Here is an 18,283-nt window from a genome sequence, read left to right on the forward strand (position 1 = left end):
CGATTTTATTCGGGTGGTAGGGAAGATGAATTTTCCCGAGGTTTTTCGCTGGTACCCTATTAAATTAGTGACTTTAATAAAAAAAATGATACCAAAGATGGGCAATTTGAGTGGGGCTAAATAAAAAGCCTGCATGCTTGATGTTGCTCTTCGGGTATTAGCGTGGACTTTTTTGTAAGTAATATGGAAGGATTTTCGTCAGTTAAGGAGGTGATTGGGATATTAAACTCCTCCCAACATCTTTTGCATGAGATGTTTAGTAAGCGAAATGATGTGAGTTTTCGCTTTGATCATGCATTGGAGTTGATGGATGAGGATAAACTCAATCTACTATTGTCCAGAGGGGTAATTGATCGTTCCGGACAGTATCTGACCATTTCTGATGATATTTTACTTTTTCTGGAGACGGTATTAGGGGCTTCGGAAGAAGTAAATACGGCCTTTATTCATGATCAGATTGCGAATTTGAAGCAGAATATTAAGTACTTTATTCAGGAGGAAAAAAGTGCAGGAAAAGCCAAATATCTGAATAAAGCCAAGCAAACATTAAAACGCATCGGGAAGAGTTGTCACCGCTCTGTACTGGATGTAGGGCGAAATGTGGAACAGGTTTTTAAAACGGAACCTAATTTTTCCTTAAAAAAGGAAAAGCTCTCTTATTTTGACCAAAAGAGTCAGGACATCAGAGAGCTGATCGCCCAGACGGAGCAACTATTGAAGGAGGAGCATTTGTTTTTCAAATCTGCCCTGGATGATGAACTGGCCGATGTGTTGATTGATCTGAAGATAAAATTGCAGGAGAGTCAGCACAATCTGATTGAATTGCAACGGCAGATTATTGATTATTTGAATCAGGTAAAGATCCAAACAGATATCTACCGCAAATTGGATCAGTTAAAAGCGTTTAAAGATAATCTGGTTTTGGAGGGGCAGACGAATATCCGGGAAGTCTTGCAGGGGAGTCATGATGTAATCTTTGAGCCTAAATCCGGATTTCGATTGAAATTAGGACTTTCCCAACTGGAGGAAGATGGTGTGTATGATCTCATTAAGACCATACATGAAAGAGGAAGAGCGGGCAAGAAGCGTAAAATGGATCTGGCTCCTGCTTTAAGTCCGGAGGATCTGGAGCAGTCTGCCGCACAGGAACTTTTTATTGACATTGCTGCTCTTAAGAATAATTTTATGGCCTCCGGTCAGCATCTTTTTGCCTTTATCCAACAATATGAATTTCCACGCAAAGTAGACTTTGAAGAGCAGGTTTTATTGTACTGTCAGGTCATTTCCATGTACGGAGAAGAACTCTCTTTCAGCGGGGCTTACGGCGAAGCCCATTCCACTGAATACGCCATTGTTTACCCCAAAGCGAATGAAGCAATATGAAATATAAAGCCATAATTTTTGAGCGCCTTTCCAAAGGAAAATTTATCAATTCCAATTTAAAGTCAGACCGACCACTTTTTGACTTTGTGGAGGAACATTTTGAAAGCCTTTTTCAGGATTTTGAAGAACTGAACTTTGTTTTACAACGGGGAGATGGTTTCTATTATTTTTCCCGTACGGAAAGCAAAGCTACTTTGGAGCGTAAACTGAAAACCGCTTTTAAATGGATTGACTATATGGATTTTTTTAAAACCTATAATAGTTCTTTTTCTGCTGGTATAAGATTTTCAATTACTGGAATATCAGGTGAAATGAAGGTAAACACGGCCTTGAAGGAAAAGCTGAGAGCTTTACATAAAGGCAGTAAGCTGGAAAGTGAGTTGGAAATGCTCACAAAAATGGTGGATGCCCTGGAGGCGGAGGGCTTTATTGTGTTGGAGGATGCCTATGAATCCACCTATCGCGTTTTGTCTTCCTGGTCTTATCTGGAAGAGTTGATTTTAAAGATTGATATTACAGAAGATTTACATACCTCATGAGATACCTAAGTAAAGTAATTTTTATCAATAGTGCTTCTGTCAAATTTTCATCCGTGGAATTGGATGGTAATGTTCATTTTATTGGGACTCAGGGAGTGGGGAAAAGTACGCTATTGAGGGCTATTTTATATTTTTATAATGTGAACGGCCGGGGTTTAGGGATACCTACCGGGCCGACCAATAAGTCTTTTTTAGATTGGTACTTGCCCTATGGTAACTCCTATTTGGTCTATGAGGTAAAGAAGGAGACGGGCACCTATTGTGTGATGGCTTTCAGGCACCGGTCCGGAATTTCTTTTCGATTCCTGGATGCTCCTTTTCAGCAGTCACTCTTTATGGATACGCTGGGACAGGTACACGAAAGCTGGGATCAAATTCATAAGGCCTTGTTGGAACATCAGGTGAGTTATTCCAATATTGTGGCGCAGAATGACCACTTCCGGGATATCATTTATGGCAATGGCAAACAGCCGGTTTCTTTTAAGAAATATGCCATTATGGAATCTCGTAAGTATGGAAATATTCCCAAGACGATTCAATCCATTTTTTTAAATGCCAAGCTGGATGCGGATTTCATCAAAAAGACGATTATATCCTCTTTGGACAGTGATGAAATGCAAATCGATTTGGTGGTCTATAAAAAGCATTTGGAGGACTTTGACCAACAAATGAAGGATATTAAGGGCTTTAAATCCTCCCGCTGTGAAACGATTTCTAAGAAAATTGAAGAGCAAAGGAAGGAGTACTCGCATCGCTTGCGTGGCATAGAAGAAAGTACGGTAAAGATTCAGCGACTTTATAAAACATACAGAGAGCAGGAACCTCTACAAAAAAAATTACTGGAGGAACAAAGGCAGCAAAATCGGAATTTACTGGAAGATATTCAACAATTGCAGGCCACCTATACCCGGCAGCGCCGGGAATTGGATGGGCAATTGGGAGGAATACAAAAGGATATCGCCAGGGCGAAGCAATTGCAAAAGGATTACCAAAGCAGAGGAATAGCGACCATAATCAGAGAGGTTGAGGAGGAACCGGCTTTGTTAGCGGAACAAAAACGCCTGGCCCGAAACCATGCGATTTTATTAGAGCAGTCCTCCGAGATCGCTCAGAAATATGAAAATCTGATTATTGCGGAAAAGCAAAAATTACAAGCCGTAAAGAATGATTTGGTGGAAAGGGGAAATGCCCTGGATAAGGAGTTGATTGATTTCAGGAAAGAGCAGGCCCATAAAGAAAGACTTGAAGAAAAAGGAATTAGGGAGGAGCAGGCCGAAAAAGTAGCTTTGCTGGAAGAAAGAATGGAAGGCAGTCAGCTCAATTGGACGGAGCAGCAGGTGGCACTTGAAGGTCTGAAGCACCAGCTTTTCAGGCGTGAGGAAATCTCTGCCAAGGAGGAGAAGTTGTCGACCTATAAAACCTCCATGGAATCTCATCAGCGCAGTCTGGGAGATTTAGAGCAGCAGGAGGCCAAACTGAAGGGTGATTTTGAGTTGGAGTTAAAGCAAATGAAGTTTGCTCAGCACCAAAAGGATCAACAATTTCAAAAACAAATGAAGGAGGCCGGGGAGGCTGTGGCTTTGTGGGAGCATAAATTGTCGGCCTCCAAAGATTCCCTCTATTCCTGGTTGGAGCAAAATAAGCCGGGCTGGCAATCGGACATCGGGCGAGTGGTGAAAGAGGAGATTTTATTTGCTCAGCAGGTGGAAGCCAGCGTGGATGAGCAGGCAAAAGGCAGCTTATTTGGCGTGCGCCTGAATTTGGAAAGCTTGCCCAAGGCCGAGATCAGCCTTGCTTATATGCAGCAAGAATTGGCCGAAGCACGTGAAAAATTGCAGGGGTTTTCAGAAGGGCGTGAGCAGATGCTAAGAGAATTTGAAGCAGAAAAGGTAAAGACCGAAGCCGCTTACCGTAAAAAACTGGCCGACATAAAGGGGCAGCAGGATGGTCTGCATTATGAGTTGGAACAATTAAGCAGAAAAGTGCAGTCTACCACGCTGGATTTGCAGGAGCTTCAGGAATTGGCCGTAACCGAAAAGCAAGCGGCATTATTGAAGCAACAAGAGGTTTTGATGGCGGCAGAGGCGGCCGTATCTTCTTTAAGAGCAGAAAAAGGGCAATTGGAAGCAGCCTTTAAAGCAGCGGTGGTCAGGCTGCAGGAAAAGTTTGCCCGGGAAGAAGATGCCTTTTTGCAACAACAGGCCTCTGCCCATCAACAGCTAAAGCAGTCACATGTCGAGGCAGAAGCGGCCTGTGAGCAGCAGATAAATACGGTTAAAGAAGAGCGGGATCTTGCGCTGTTAAATGAAGGAGTGGATACCCAAAAAGTAGGAAAGATTGAACAAGAGCAACAGCGGATTGAGGAGCAGTTAGAAAATCTGGTGGCTAAAAAGAAAATGGTCATTGAATACCGACAGCATAAAAAGGAATTAATCGACCAGCTACCTGAATTGGAACGTGTACAGGAAAGCTGCCAAAAAATGTTGTTGGATGCAGAGCAGGAATATAGTGGGAACAAAAGCAGCCTGGATGTTGCCCTGCAAAACTCCAGAGCTCAAGAACAATCCCAAATTAAGGTGTGTGATCATATTGCCCAGGGTATAAGAGATTACCAGCTGAATTTTGAACAGAGTGGTTTGTATCAATTTTTATTGCAGGAGGGCTACCTGCAGGACCAGCCAGTATTGAAGGCGGCGGAAGAAGTAAAACGCAAACCGATTGATTGTGAGGTGAAAATGGGTGATAGTTTGCATTTACTTCGGGAGTTAAATGCCCAGAGGGAAACCGCTTTGGATCGCCTGAAGAAAGGAGGACATCAGTTTTTTACCTGTGTAGATCCGGAGAATATTTTTAATTTAAGACAGCCTGATCATGAAATTCAGCATTTACTTGCTTTTGCATTGGAGCTGAAGCAGTTTGTAGAGGAAGAGAAGATCAAAATTTATGAAAAGCGCTCTAGTGATCGGTTTACAGATATTATTAATCTGATTGGTAAGGAAACCGGGGAATTGGTTGACCTGACCGGAAAAGTGCAGCGCATCATTCAGAAAGTAAACCGGGATTTTACGGAGCGAAATTTTGTAGGAGCGGTGAAAAAAATTGAACTGAAAGTGGAGGATAGCCGGAATCCGCTGGTCGTTTTGTTAAAGGAAATAAAAGCTTTTAATGATGAATATCAATATGAATTAGGGCCGCTCAACTTATTTTCAAATACTTCGGATAATCATGGGAAAAAGGTCAGTGAGTTATTGAATAGGCTTACCCGAGCGGTAGGTAATGAAAAGCGGGAGAAGCTGGATCTGTCCGATGCCTTTGAGTTGATGTTCAGGGTGGAGGAAAATCTGAATGATACGGGCTGGGTGGAGCGCCTTTCCAGTGTGGGTTCTGACGGAACAGACATTCTGGTAAAGGCCATGGTTTACATCATGCTATTGAATGTTTATAAAGAAGGGGCATCCAAAAAATTCAAAGATTTTAAACTTCATTGTATGATGGATGAAATTGGTAAGCTTCATCCAAATAATGTCAAGGGGATATTGAAATTTGCCAATGATCGCAATATTTTGCTCATCAATGGTTCCCCTACCGAAAGTAACCCTTTAAGCTATCGTCATATTTACAGACTGGAAAAGCATCCCCAAACCAATCATACGATGGTTACTAAAATTATCAGTAATCAAAATATGATGCAGCTATGAAAATAAACAAACATCAGGGCCGACTGCTTTTGCAACTACAAGCAGGTGAGCAGTTGCCCTTCAGTAAGTTTACTGCACCGCTCTGGAAATCATTTTTTGAAGATGGGGTGTTCGTTATCCGTCAGGTAAACCGACGGTCAAAGCAGGTAAAACTGACTAAGGATTTTCCACTGGCCACTTATTTAAAAAATAAATTCGGAATAGAGGAGTTGGAAGCCTATGTTTTATTGTTGGAAGGGCAAATGGAGGCCGGGAGCCGCTCCCGGGCCGTTCAGGTGAGTGGGAATTCCAAAGTGCGTGGGCAGCGGACTTTTTTTGGGTTTATGGTGAGTGTGATTGATCCGGTGAAAGCCCGTTTGAACGGACAGGAGTTAATGCTTCTTCCTACAGAAGGCGCTTTCACTTTTATCTATGATTATGAAGGATTTTCTTTGCCTGAAGATACGGTAATTGTAGGGGTGGAGAACGCAGAAAATTTTCGTCAGCTGGAAGCGCAAAGATATATGTTTCCTCAAAAGCCCTGTGTTTTTGTGTCCCGATATCCGCAGAATAAAGATTTTATCAAGTGGATGTCAGTAAGAAATTATTCCTATATTCATTTTGGTGATATTGATTTTGCTGGTTTGAAAATATTTAAATCCGAATACTTCCAACATTTAAAAGGACGGGCAAAGTTTTTTATACCGGAAAACCTGGATAACTTATTGATGAAATATGGCAATGCTGGGCTATATGATCGTCAGTTTGATCAGTATCAATTAAACGATTTACCGGATTATCTTTTAAAGGCCATGGCGGTTTTGCACCGTCATAAAAAGTGTCTGGAGCAGGAAGTGTTTATTGGTTTGTGATTTAATATGATTTTCCCACCTTCACAGGGATTTTGAATAAGATCATTATTAGTACTGAAAAAATAATTAGCGAAAATTCGTGTAATTGGTGGTTGAATCCATTTACTATGATTTATGGATTTTAACAACCTCAAAATTGTCCCAATGGGTGATTGATTTTTTCAACCCAATTTTGAAGCGTAATACCATAAATAAAAAGGCACGAATGATTACGTGCCTTTTAAAGTGGTAGGGGAACCGATTGATTTAACCCGGCTTATTCATGCTTAAATCCTCGTTTAGCTGTAAGGCGGAAAAAATGAAGGAATAGTTTCCTATTTCGAGTTTTTTCCAACGAAACAGATGAATGAGGAGAATGCAAGCTTGCTCAAATTTGGGCTAATATAATCCAAAGAAAATAAGCTTTTAAGACTTGAAAATAAGTCGCTTGCGCTTGGTTAGTAAATTTAGCGGTGAATAATTCGGGTTAATTCCCTTTTAGTCTTTTAAATATTCCGCCAAAAACGGCTACTATGCCAAGGATGATGAATTTACCAAATTTGGCTAAAGCCGCGAAAATTCCGGTTTTGGCCAGTACTTTCCCGGCGATTAGTCCTCCAATGCCATAAGCTGCTACTTTATCGATGCTATCATCGAATTGATCGTAGCGATAACCATCATTAAAGCTAACAGCGGGCATTAAATAAGGAATCGCTTTTTGAACGGAGTCCAACTGGTACATGTCCGCCACAAAGTTCATTTTCAGGTATCCATGGCGGCCCAAAGCCAACAGGTTATAATTCAAAAGGTATTCTTCCTGTCCTTCCGGTAATAAGGATTTCGCCCAATGTAATTTGTGATCGGCCTGATCATAATGTGGTTCGGAGGCCCATCCTATCAATTCCATGGCTCCGTAGCCATTTTCTTTCAGGAGCTTATTGTATTCTTTAGAATCCTCTTTCATGGTGGCGATGAGTTCGTCATAGTCCAGGTCCTGCGCTTCTTTATCGCTGATATATCCGGAATTGTCGTAGGAGAAAATGACAAAATAGGCACTATCATTAAAAATCTCCACATTGGCCGGAAATAGAATGCCCTGATTTTCTCCCTCCATATTGCCATATACATCGGTAAGAATATATTTCCCTTGTTCAGGGTTTAAGAATTTGAAGCCTTCAGGAACGGTAAGTGTCGCTACTCCATCGCCCAGGGTAACGGTGGAGCCTGCATTTTGCCAATTCATAGCGGTTTCTACACTGTCGACCCAAGTATAATACTTTTGGATTTCTAAAAGGTCCGCTTCAGTGAATGTTGCTTCCTCTTCAGCCGGTTCGTTGTCCAGGGCAAAGCTGATCAATGGGAATCCAAGAAGCAGGAAAAGAAAGGTTGATGTTAGTCTACTTAATATCATGTTAGTTTTGGTATAGTATAAAGAGCATGTTTAAAAACCCCACCAGCCGATTTCAAATTCAAATTTTTGGAAGTGATCTCAGATATTTCTCAACATTAACGATTTTGATTCCGAGAAAACCCCCTGTTATTTTTCGAGTACTTCAAATTTTTGTTCTGAATATGGGTTTTTAGCATGCTTTAAATGGTAAATATAGGATATAATGAATTTAATTATATAAAGTTAAGCAAAATTTATACTTTAATGGCTTGTAAGTGGCTTGTAAGTGGCTTGTAAGTGGCTTGTAAGTGGCTTGGAGTGTGGAAGTCCTTATACTTTTTATAGATCCCGACTGGCATAGGGATGGAAGCAGCGGCGAAGCCGGTTGTTTGAGCTCCTGCTTGCCGCCTAAAAGCGTAGCGGCCTGCAAGCAGAGCGAGTGCTGAGAGCCCGCCCACGCTTGCGTGGGATGCTTCAAAACAAAAAAGCCGACCCCCTAAAGGACCGGCTCGTACTCACCAAATCAAAATATATTATTTTAAAGCGCTGGATTTACTTTTCCATTTTGCTTATGGATAGAAAAAGGAAAGCTTTCTTCTTGTGTTCCTCTTTCTTTGTTCGGCTGAGCGCCCATATCAAATTCTAAAACGCCACCCTTCATCAGGTCTTCATGGTTCAGGAAGTTTTTGTTCCAGTCGTTACCATTAAGCGTTGCAGATTGGATATATACGTTTTCTACTTTATTATCATTTGCTTTTACAGTGAAGGTGTTGCCATTCTCCAGTTTCAGGGAAACTTCTTCAAACAACGGAGAACCGATCACGTACTGAGGCGTTCCTGGTGCTACCGGATAGAATCCCATTGCGGAGAATACATACCAGGCAGAAGTTTGTCCATTGTCCTCATCTCCACAGTATCCATCTGGGTAAGGGGTGTACATTCTGTTCATCACGTCTCTAACACGCGCCTGTGCTTTCCATGGCTGTCCGGCATAGTTGTACAGGTAAATCATGTGTTGAATCGGCTGGTTGCCGTGTGCATAGTTCCCCATATTGGCAATTTGCATCTCACGGATCTCATGGATGGTGAATCCATAGTAAGAGTTGTCGAATTTCGGAGCCATTTCAAAAACCTCATCCAGTTTGGCATTGAATTGCTCTGGTCCCCCCATTAAGCCTACTAGTCCTTGGATATCCTGGAAAACGGACCAGGTATAGTGTAGAGAGTTACCCTCTGTGAAGGCATCACCCCATTTCAATGGATTGAATGGCGACTGGAATTCACCGTTTTCGTTTTTACCGCGCATCCATCCGCTTTCCTGATCATACAGGTTACGGTAGTTTTGCGCACGCTTCATGTATAGCTTATAATCTTTTTTAGATTTGCCCATTTCTTTCCCCATCTGCGCGATACAGAAATCCGCATAGGCATATTCCAATGTACGGGCAGCGTTTTCATTGATGTCTACATCGTAAGGTACATAGCCTAATTTATTGTAGTACTCCGCACCAAATCGTCCCACGGAATTCAATGGACCTTTTCCTTTGGTATTTTTGATCATGGCTTCATATAATACCTCTGCATCGAATCCGCGAATACCTTTAATGTAAGCATCGGCAATCAGGGAAGCGGAGTTGGAACCGATCATACAGTCACGGTGGCCAGGGGAAGCCCACTCCGGTAGCCAGCCACTCTCTTTGTAAGTGTTGGCCAGGCCTTGCATGATTTGCGCATCCAGTTCCTGATACATTACCGTAAAGAATGGGAATACGGCACGGAAAGTATCCCAGAAACCATTGTCAGTAAACATGTATCCTGGTAATACTTCACCATTATAGGGAGAGTAGTGTACTACTTCGTTGGCCTCGTTGTATTCGTAAAACTTTCTTGGGAACAACATGGTGCGGTACAGGCAGGAGAAGAAAGTGGCTCTTTCTTTTTCAGTTCCGCCTTTGATTTGGAAACGGTCAAATTCCGTTTCCCATGCTTTGCGACCATTTTCTTTAGTGGTTTCAAAGCTGTCGTCACCAATTTCCCTCTTTAAGTTCAAAGCTGCCTGCTCATGGGAGATGAAAGAGGAAGCGATTTTAGCAGTTACTTGTTCTTTTTCTGAAGTTTTGAAACGTACTAACGCTCCAACATGCTCACCGCTAAGTTCAGATTTGTCATAGGATTTTTCATCATCCCAAACTTTCACTTCCTGGATATCTTTGTCGAATTCGATAATGAAATAGTTCTTGAAATTCTCCGGTACCCCTCCACTGTTGTAGCTAGAATAACCAATGATTTTATTGCCTTCTACTTTGATGGATGATCCTTTGTGGAAAGCATCAATTACCACCCAGGAGTTCTCACCTTCCGGGAAGGTAAAACGCATTTGGTTGGCGCGCTCTGTTGGAGCCATTTCTGCCAATACATCATAATCGGCCATATATACCGAGTAGTAGTAAGGCTTTACTTCTTCTGCTTTATGAGAGAAATAGCTCTTTCTTTCCTCTTCTTTAAATTTAGGTGCTCCCACCACAGGCATTAAAGAAAACACCCCATAATCATTGATCCATGGAGACGGTTGGTGGGTTTGTTTTAAGCCACGGATGGTTTTTGCACTATAGGCGTACATCCATCCGTCTCCGTTTTTCCCGGTTTGTGGCGACCAGAAGTTCATCCCCCAAGGGGTGGCAATGGCCGGGTAAGTATTTCCATTGGATAATTCAAAATCCGAATCGGTGCCCATTAATGGGTTTACCAAATCTACCGGTGCCGTTGCCATTCGGGATTGTGCATGGGCTTTTGCGGGTAGCAGCCCAATGATGGAAAAACACAGGCCAACGATATACAACAATGATTTAAACATAAAGCTTATTTTTTGAGGGCGTGATAGCAGTTGATCTCAATAGTAAAAATATTAGAATGCTATTATCGGAAGGACTGATTACAGGGAGGATGCGGAAATGGTTACATAATGGGTTACAAAATGAAAAATACTTAAAAAATACACCTTGTTTCAGTCTATCATTTCGAATTTCAATAAAAATTTGGGTTGGTGGCGTATAAAGTGAGCATCAATCTCCTTTGCTAAAATTAACTTTTGAGCAGAGCGGAATAATATTTTCAGAGCAAGAAAGGAGACTTTGGGCTTTGTTTCCTTTTGTTGATCCGAGCGCGTCTTAGCCTGAAATATCCACACTTAAATCCCTTTCCCTACAGGGCAGGAAAAATGAAGGGATTTTCTTGTTTCGAATTTTTTCAACGTAGCAGATGAAGGAGAGAAATGCAAGAGCTCCCAAATTTGGGTGATTAAATACTTAGTAAAGCTACTCAAATGAGCCGGTGACGGTGGGGATGTTCATAAAGGGACTTCAAAAATATGGCGGAGAATATTTCGGCTTTAAGCTTTTTTCTAAATGAGAATGGAGCCAGAAATTAACCTTTTTGATAATTACTTAACAGGATTCCTGAAATGATCAAAAAGGCACTAAGTGCGTGTGTGGGTTGGAGCGCTTCGTCTAAAATCAACCAGGCCAATAAGCCACTAAAGAGGGGAAGCAGGTAATACACCATTCCTGATTTGGCTGCCCCGACTAGTAATATGGCTTTGTTCCAGAGTACAAAAGCAAAAAGAGAGGCGCAGATACCAACATAGGCAATAGCTGCCCAAATGCCGGAGTCATATTTAACCAACAATTTGTCCGGTTGTTGGGAGAAGAAAAATGGCCCAAGCATTAGCAGTCCCAGAATAAAGGTAATATACTGAATGCTGATCACGCTCAGTCCTTGAGGTTTTCGCTTCATTAGCATGCTATAGGTTGCAAATATGATGGCGGCAAGCAACATCCAGGCATCTCCCTCTTGAAAGTGAAGGGTAGTCAGTACTTTGAGGTCCCCTTTGGTGATCACCCCTAATACTCCCATAAATACCAGTCCCACGCCAATGAGTCGTTTTCGGCTGATTTTTTCCTGATTCAAAACTCTGGAAAAGATTAAAATAAAAACAGGGAAGGAGATAGAAATCAGGGATAGGTTGATGGCGGGGGAAGTTTGTCCAGCAAAATAAATCAATGTATTAAAAGTGCTGACCCCCAAGAATGCCGCTATTGTTAGAAAGCCTAAATGCTGTTTAAGCATTCGCCAATCTTTCAATGTTTGGCGAATTGCGAAGGGACTGAATACCAGGACTGCTACCATCCAACGATAAAAAGCTAAAGTCAATGGGGATATTTCACTGGATAGGCCTCGGGCAACGATGAAGTTACCCGACCAAAAGGCAGTCGCGCCCAAGGCAAATAAATATCCTATATACTGTGGGTGGTTGAGGGTGATTTTGTCGACTTTTTGCATAGCGTTTCCAGAAGCGTCAAAAAGGGTACCAACCAAAGGTGGGGGAGGTTAGGAATTGATTAATTCATATTACGCAAGCTTTATTCCGCTCAGCAGTAAGACGATGAAAATGAAGGAACAGTTCCTTGTTTCGTCCCATTTCTAATCTATGGGAGGAGGTGAATGTGGGGAATCATGCTTGCCAAATTTGTGTTCAAAAAAACTGGCCAAGGTTCTCTATAATGCTAGGCAAACAAATACTCGGAGTGAATGGGTAAATTGTCGGTCTATAATTTGGCTAAGGAAAGGAGGGGGATTTGGGATTATTGGGCTTGATTGGATCATACTGGAGGTGGAGCTTTTCCAAAATGGAGCAAATTCCCGACAAATAAACAGCATTCAAACCATTATGAGTAGGTTTGGGGTTTTCTGAGGGATTATTCATAAATTGCTGGAAATATGATTTTTTTAATTTTGGAAATTTCTGGTGACAGGTGTTAAAAAAGCGCTTTTGGAACCGGTAATTAATATTTGAATCAATAAGAATGAAAAGTACAAACTGGCTGAAAGGCAGCTTGATGATAGGCTTGGCAGCGACTGCATTATTAAGTTGTGAGCAAAAAGAGAAAGGTAAACAGGCTCCTAAACAGGAGGAAAACCCTAAGACGGAAAGCCCAATAGTAACAGAAGCCCCGATTACTTCAGAAATGGTGAAATTTGAGGGGGGGACTTTTTTGATGGGAACTAATTCCACTTTGCCTTTGGAGGGGCCTGCCCATGAAGCCACCGTAAAGGCTTTCGAAATGGATAAAAACTTGGTAACGGTAGCGGATTTCAGAAAGTTCATACAGGCAACCGGTTATCAGACCAATGCTGACAAGTTTGGTAACTCCATGGTTTTTAATTTTCAGAGCGGGCAGTGGGCATTGATCGAAGGGGCTAACTGGGAGTACCCATTGGGTAGAACAGAAACAGCGGCGGGAGATAATATGCCGGTGACGCACGTGAGCTGGAACGACGCGACTGCTTTTGCCGCCTGGGCGGGTAAACGTTTACCAACCGAGGCAGAGTGGGAATATGCGGTGCGAAACAGTGGCCAGTCAGAAACCCTCTACCCTTGGGGCAATGAACCTACCGTTTCCGGTGCTTATAAAGCCAATACTTTCCAGGGAGATTTAAGAAATCCTCAAATTGCAGACGGTTATTTATTGGCCAGCCCTGTGGGAAGCTTTGAAACAGCTCCTTGTGGTTTGAATGATGCCGTAGGTAATGTTTGGCAGGTCATGCAGAATGATATTTATCCGTATGATGGTAAAGCGTTGCGTCAGCAAACAGAAGGCACCAAGGTGATTCGTGGTGGTTCTTTTATGGCCGATGAAGCCGGGGATATGGGACATACTGTCTATACCCGCAGAACGAAAGTGGCGGAGGATGCTTCTTTTAATCAGGGATTCCGATGTGCCAGGGATATTAAATAAGTATTCCCATTATTGAAGATATTGAAAGAGCAGGTCCCGGAGGCCTGCTTTTTTCGTAGGTGGAGGGCAAAATGGATAGTGGAGGCTTCTTTGATTGAAGGAATGGCGACGTTGGTTGAAGTTTTTTTCTGAAAAGGGGATTTGCCGTCAAATTGAGCTGATTTTTAACCAGCCAATCGAATAGCAAATGTTCAGAACTTACTGCCTGTGTCTGTTTGCCTTTATTTTTTCTTTTTCTGCTTTTGGTCAAAAGACGCCTCTTGATCAAAAATTGAAAGTGAGTAAAGAATATTTAGGAAGGACGAAAGGACAGATCTTAAATGATCTGATTAATCAATTTCAATTAAAAGTGGACGGTGCCACAGATATTTTCCCAACCGGTGTAACGAAAATGAAATTTTACCGGAAGACCCCGATCAAGGAGGTATTGGATGATTTATTCCAGTATACCCACTATCAATATCGTTTATTGTCTGATCGTACCCTGGTGATTCGTGAGGGAGGCGAGCAAATTGTGGGTTTGGAGGAATATGAAGTGAGCCGAACCGCCTTCCAGCTCACCGGGAGGGTGAAGGACTTCGTGAGTGGTGAGCCCCTGCCCTATGCCACGGTGCAATTGGCCTATGTGGAAGGACAAACCGCGGTCACCAATCTGGAAGGTAATTTTGTGCTGAAAGAAGTTCCCTCGGATACGGTCACCCTTTTAGTGAAATATTTGGGATACGAACACCAATGGTATAAAGTAACCCCCAAAAGGGTGAAGGCCAATCAGGTGATCATTGAAATGGAAATGGAAGCCACTGAATTGGATCAGGTGGTGATTTCTGATTTCAAGGAAAATCAGATCATGAAAATTTCCGGGGAAGCCGGCAGAATGGCTATTTCTCCTGCCCAATTGAGAGGGCTTCCTTCTTTGGGCGAAAAGGATATTTTCCGATCCTTACAATTACTTCCCGGAATTAGTGGAACCAATGAAACTTCCAGCGGACTGTATGTGCGTGGCGGAACACCCGATCAGAATCTGATCCTGTTGGATCGTATTCCCATTTTCCATGTGGATCACCTTTACGGATTTTTCTCTGCTTTCAACACCCAGGCCTTAAAAGATGTGCAGGTCTATAAGGGAGGATTTGGGGCGCAGTATGGCGGTAAGATGTCTTCCGTGGTGGATATGACCGGAAAAAAAGGGAATACCGAAAATTGGGGAGGTAATCTTAATATTTCCGGTTTAAGTGCCAGCGGACTTCTTGAAGGCCCCATTAACGGAGGAGATGGAAGTGCGCTGCTGGCTTTCCGAAGATCTTATCAATCTTTTTTATTCAATAATATCAACAGTGTTTATGATAATCCACCTACCATTACGCCCCCTTCCGGTGGTGGAGGACGTCCGGGCGGCGGTGGAGGAAGAATGAATATTGAGCCGCAATTGTATTTCTGGGATTTGAATGCCAAGGTGAGTCATAAAATAGGTGAAAAGGATCAGCTTTCTTTTTCCTACTATCAGGGACAGGATAATATGGATAATTCCCGGGAGTTTAATTTTTCTCCTCCGGGTATGGAGACGGTCAATAATTCCATTACGGACATCAATGAATGGGGAAATCTGGGGGGGAACTTTCAGTGGAACCGCCAATGGAACGATCAACTGTTTTCTTCCTTTAACAGCAGTTATTCCCGCTATTTTAATTATCGTGAAAGAAGCGGCTCCCTGGCTCGTCCGGGAGAGGAAGCACATAATATGGAAGATGTCGAGGACAATGTGATCGACGATCTGCGGTTGCAGTGGGATTTCACCTATAATCTAAATGAGCAACACCGACTAAAATGGGGTTTACAATCGGATTTTTATTCCGCTTACTATGATTGGTATAATCAGGATAATACCTATGCGGATCATAATGGGGCAGGACAAACACATGCGCTTTACCTGGAGGATGAATGGAAGTGGAATCGCCTGGAAATCACCGGTGGTATACGGTCCACCTATTTCAGTCAAACCAATGAGTTTTATACCGCTCCCCGCCTGGCCGCTAAATATCAATTGGGAGAAAATACGCATTTAAAGGCGGCCTGGGGTTGGTATTACCAGTTTACCTCCCGTATTACCCGTGATAATATCGATGATCGTCCCCGGGAATTCTGGTTGTTGGCAGATGGAGATAATCTGCCGGTGGGCAAATCCGAACACTACCTGCTGGGGCTGACGCACGAATGGAATAACCTGGTATTGGATGTAGAGGCTTTTTACAAAAAGCTGGACGGTTTGAGTGAATATAGCACTGCCGGACCAACGATTGGATTTCGTCCCGGGCAGGGATCTGCCGGCACCGGGGAGGAGTATTTTTATACCGGTACCGGAGCGACCAAGGGAGTGGAATTTTTGCTACAAAAGAAAGCCGGAAACTTTACCGGTTGGGTGGGCTATACCTTGTCGCAGGTGCGCTATGATTTTCCGGATCTGGCTTCGGAGGCTTTTTATGCATTGCATGACCAAACCCATGAATTAAAATTGGTGGGGAATTATAAATGGAATAATTGGATTTTGGCGGGTTCCTGGATCTACGGCAGTGGAAAACCCTATACTGCAGTATTGGGGACTTATGAAAGCAGCCTGCCGGATGGGTCCACCGAATATCATCCAATACTTTCGGACAAAAATGAATACCGCCTGCCGGCCTATCATCGACTGGATGTATCAGTGACCTATAATTGGAAGCTGAGCAGGAAGTCAGATCTGGACATTGGCCTGACCTTCTTTAACCTGTACGATAGATCCAATGTGTGGTATAAAGAATACAGCATAGTGGAGGGGGAACTGATGGAAACCGAAGTCAATACGCTAGGTTTTACCCCTAATTTCTTCATCAACTTTAATTTTTAATCATGAAGCGATTCTTAGTATTATTCGGACTATTATCTTTTTCTGCCTGCACAAATTCGGAGGAAATCACATACAATACCCTGACGGTTCAGGCGTTTTTATACCCTGATGCACCAGCCGAAATTCAACTTTCCTTACTAAATGAAAGCGATTCATTACCACAGTATGCTGATGACTTCCATCCCCTGTTGGTAGTAGGGGAAGAGGAGTTTGCTTTGGAGCCCATGGGGGAAGGGAAATTTCGCTCCTATGAAGTGCTCCCCACTACGGTAGGAGAAAGTTATCACTTTTCCCTGCCGGTATGGGGAGTAAGTGCGAAGAGCAGTATGCCGGAGCCATTGGGGGATTGGGAGATTCCCGCAGAGGACTTGCAAAAAAGCACCATAACGACAGTGTCCAACGCCCGGGCGTATCAACGGTCGATAGAAGCTACCGTTTATTTTGAGAATCCGGAAGGCTTACCTTTTTTCTATTGGTTAGAGGGGCCGGAAAGTGAACAATACGTTTTCTCTGATTTGAGTTGGGTGAATGCAGAGTCGATGGAAGGGGTCTTGACTTATGCAGACTCCCTGAATATTGAAGGACGCTATCTGGAGGCCATAGGGGAATATCAGCTGATCATGATGGCTTGTAATGATGAGTTTGCCCGTTTTTATGAAGGAGGGATGTCGCAGGGGCAGCTGGATCCAAATTATTCCAATATTACGGGGGGCTTAGGCGTTTTCACCGCCATTTATCCGGATACTGTTCGGTTTAGCTTGACGCTTAAGGAGTAAAGGATATGGAGCAGAATGAAACCAGGTTATTTACGATTTATTCTAACTGTAAGGGAAAAAAATGGTTCCTGTTTCGGATTTTTTTCCAGGGAAGCAGAGGAATGAGGAGAATGCTGGCCCACTAAATTTGGGGGAATAGAAAATGAGCGAAATCAATATCAACGACCTGTTATAAAATCGTTTATCTTGATTTTATCAAGCTGGCGGCGCATAATTTGGGGTGTCCAAATTATGTGCCGCTAGATTTAACCTGAATAATTCCCAGCCAGATTTAGTCATTCGCGATTGGTGGTTTAAAATCAGTGAGTTTGCTGCAGGGGCTTGCTAATGAGGGTTTTAGTGTGCTTGTCTGAGCTTGGTAGTAAATAATTCGGATATTATTTTCAGGAACCTGGTTTATTTATGCTTCTAAACGCATGTGAAAAGCTAAAATTCGCAGCGAAAATTTGATTATTGCAGAAGTCATACCCGATTTATTTTGGGAGAATAGCATCGCTATTGTGGAGAAATTATCTGAAATCTTTTCCAATAAATCGAATTTGCAGCCGGACGGTGTGCTTTTAAACATGCGCTAAGCAGGCATATTAAAATGCCTGGTTAACAGATCTTTCATTGCCTCAACGGAAAGTGGTTTGTGGAGTAAATCATTAATTTCGGGAATTTCAAGAGCACGTGTTTTATCATCAGGGTTAAAAGAGGTGGTAAGCATAACCACCACAATTTCTGCTTTATGCTGCTCCTCTAATTGCTGATAATGATTAATGAAATCCCAACCATCCATGCCGGGCATATTGATATCAAGGAAAATAATTTCCGGTCGGGGGTTTTCGTTTTCTTCAACGGATTTCAGGTAAGCTAATCCTTCATTTGCGGATTGAACCGCAATGATTTTTTCGGCGCAATCCATATCATTTAAAACTAACTGGTTAAAAAAATTCGTGGGTTCATCATCATCAATAAGTAAAATGCATTTTAGTTTTTTCATGATCAT

General features: G+C 42.6%; 11 protein-coding genes. 7 read left to right on the forward strand and 4 right to left on the reverse strand.

Annotation, left to right across the window (positions count from 1 at the left end; genetic code table 11):
• Positions 1-183 precede the first annotated feature (183 nt).
• Genes AAA970_RS19425 through AAA970_RS19440 form a run of 4 tightly spaced genes read left to right on the forward strand, consistent with a single transcriptional unit; the run spans position 184 to position 6,471 of the window.
• Complete coding sequence (locus tag AAA970_RS19425) at positions 184-1,383, forward strand: hypothetical protein (RefSeq protein ID WP_338238556.1); 1,200 nt, start codon at positions 184-186, stop codon at positions 1,381-1,383.
• Positions 1,380-1,922: a condensin complex protein MksE gene (locus AAA970_RS19430; RefSeq protein WP_338238557.1), complete on the forward strand. Its 543-nt coding sequence runs from the start codon at positions 1,380-1,382 to the stop codon at positions 1,920-1,922. Before AAA970_RS19425 ends, AAA970_RS19430 begins: the two co-directional genes overlap by 4 nt.
• Positions 1,919-5,620, forward strand: coding sequence for an ATP-binding protein (locus tag AAA970_RS19435; RefSeq protein ID WP_338238558.1), 3,702 nt, complete (start codon positions 1,919-1,921; stop codon positions 5,618-5,620). Before AAA970_RS19430 ends, AAA970_RS19435 begins: the two co-directional genes overlap by 4 nt.
• On the forward strand, positions 5,617-6,471 hold the full coding sequence (locus tag AAA970_RS19440) for a hypothetical protein (RefSeq protein WP_338238559.1): 855 nt from the start codon (positions 5,617-5,619) through the stop codon (positions 6,469-6,471). The genes AAA970_RS19435 and AAA970_RS19440 overlap by 4 nt, the downstream gene beginning before the upstream one ends.
• A 466-nt stretch (positions 6,472-6,937) precedes the next feature.
• On the opposite strand, the gene AAA970_RS19445 is transcribed toward AAA970_RS19440, so the two are convergent.
• From AAA970_RS19445 to AAA970_RS19455, 3 genes are all read right to left on the reverse strand, one after another.
• Entirely contained in the window at positions 6,938-7,861 is a 924-nt protein-coding gene (locus AAA970_RS19445; protein ID WP_338238560.1) for a DUF2167 domain-containing protein, read from the reverse strand.
• Positions 7,862-8,378: 517 nt separating this feature from the next.
• Positions 8,379-10,694, reverse strand: a complete 2,316-nt coding sequence (locus AAA970_RS19450) for a GH92 family glycosyl hydrolase (protein WP_338238561.1) — start codon at positions 10,692-10,694, stop codon at positions 8,379-8,381.
• Positions 10,695-11,263: 569 nt separating this feature from the next.
• On the reverse strand, positions 11,264-12,178 hold the full coding sequence (locus AAA970_RS19455) for a DMT family transporter (protein WP_338238562.1): 915 nt from the start codon (positions 12,176-12,178) through the stop codon (positions 11,264-11,266).
• Positions 12,179-12,702: 524 nt separating this feature from the next.
• Here AAA970_RS19455 and AAA970_RS19460 point away from each other — a divergent pair.
• From AAA970_RS19460 to AAA970_RS19470, 3 genes are all read left to right on the forward strand, one after another.
• Complete coding sequence (locus tag AAA970_RS19460; protein WP_338238563.1) at positions 12,703-13,635, forward strand: formylglycine-generating enzyme family protein; 933 nt, start codon at positions 12,703-12,705, stop codon at positions 13,633-13,635.
• Positions 13,636-13,822: 187 nt separating this feature from the next.
• A complete protein-coding gene (locus tag AAA970_RS19465) occupies positions 13,823-16,516 on the forward strand; it encodes a TonB-dependent receptor (RefSeq protein ID WP_338238564.1) in 2,694 nt (897 codons plus the stop codon).
• A 2-nt stretch (positions 16,517-16,518) separates the two neighbouring features.
• Positions 16,519-17,292: a DUF4249 domain-containing protein gene (locus AAA970_RS19470; RefSeq protein WP_338238565.1), complete on the forward strand. Its 774-nt coding sequence runs from the start codon at positions 16,519-16,521 to the stop codon at positions 17,290-17,292.
• Between the two features lie 571 nt (positions 17,293-17,863).
• Here AAA970_RS19470 and AAA970_RS19475 read toward each other — a convergent pair.
• Positions 17,864-18,277, reverse strand: coding sequence for a response regulator (locus AAA970_RS19475; RefSeq protein ID WP_338238566.1), 414 nt, complete (start codon positions 18,275-18,277; stop codon positions 17,864-17,866).
• Positions 18,278-18,283 lie beyond the last annotated feature (6 nt).

Source organism: Persicobacter diffluens (genome assembly GCF_036244895.1).
GTDB lineage: Bacteria > Bacteroidota > Bacteroidia > Cytophagales > Cyclobacteriaceae > Persicobacter > Persicobacter diffluens.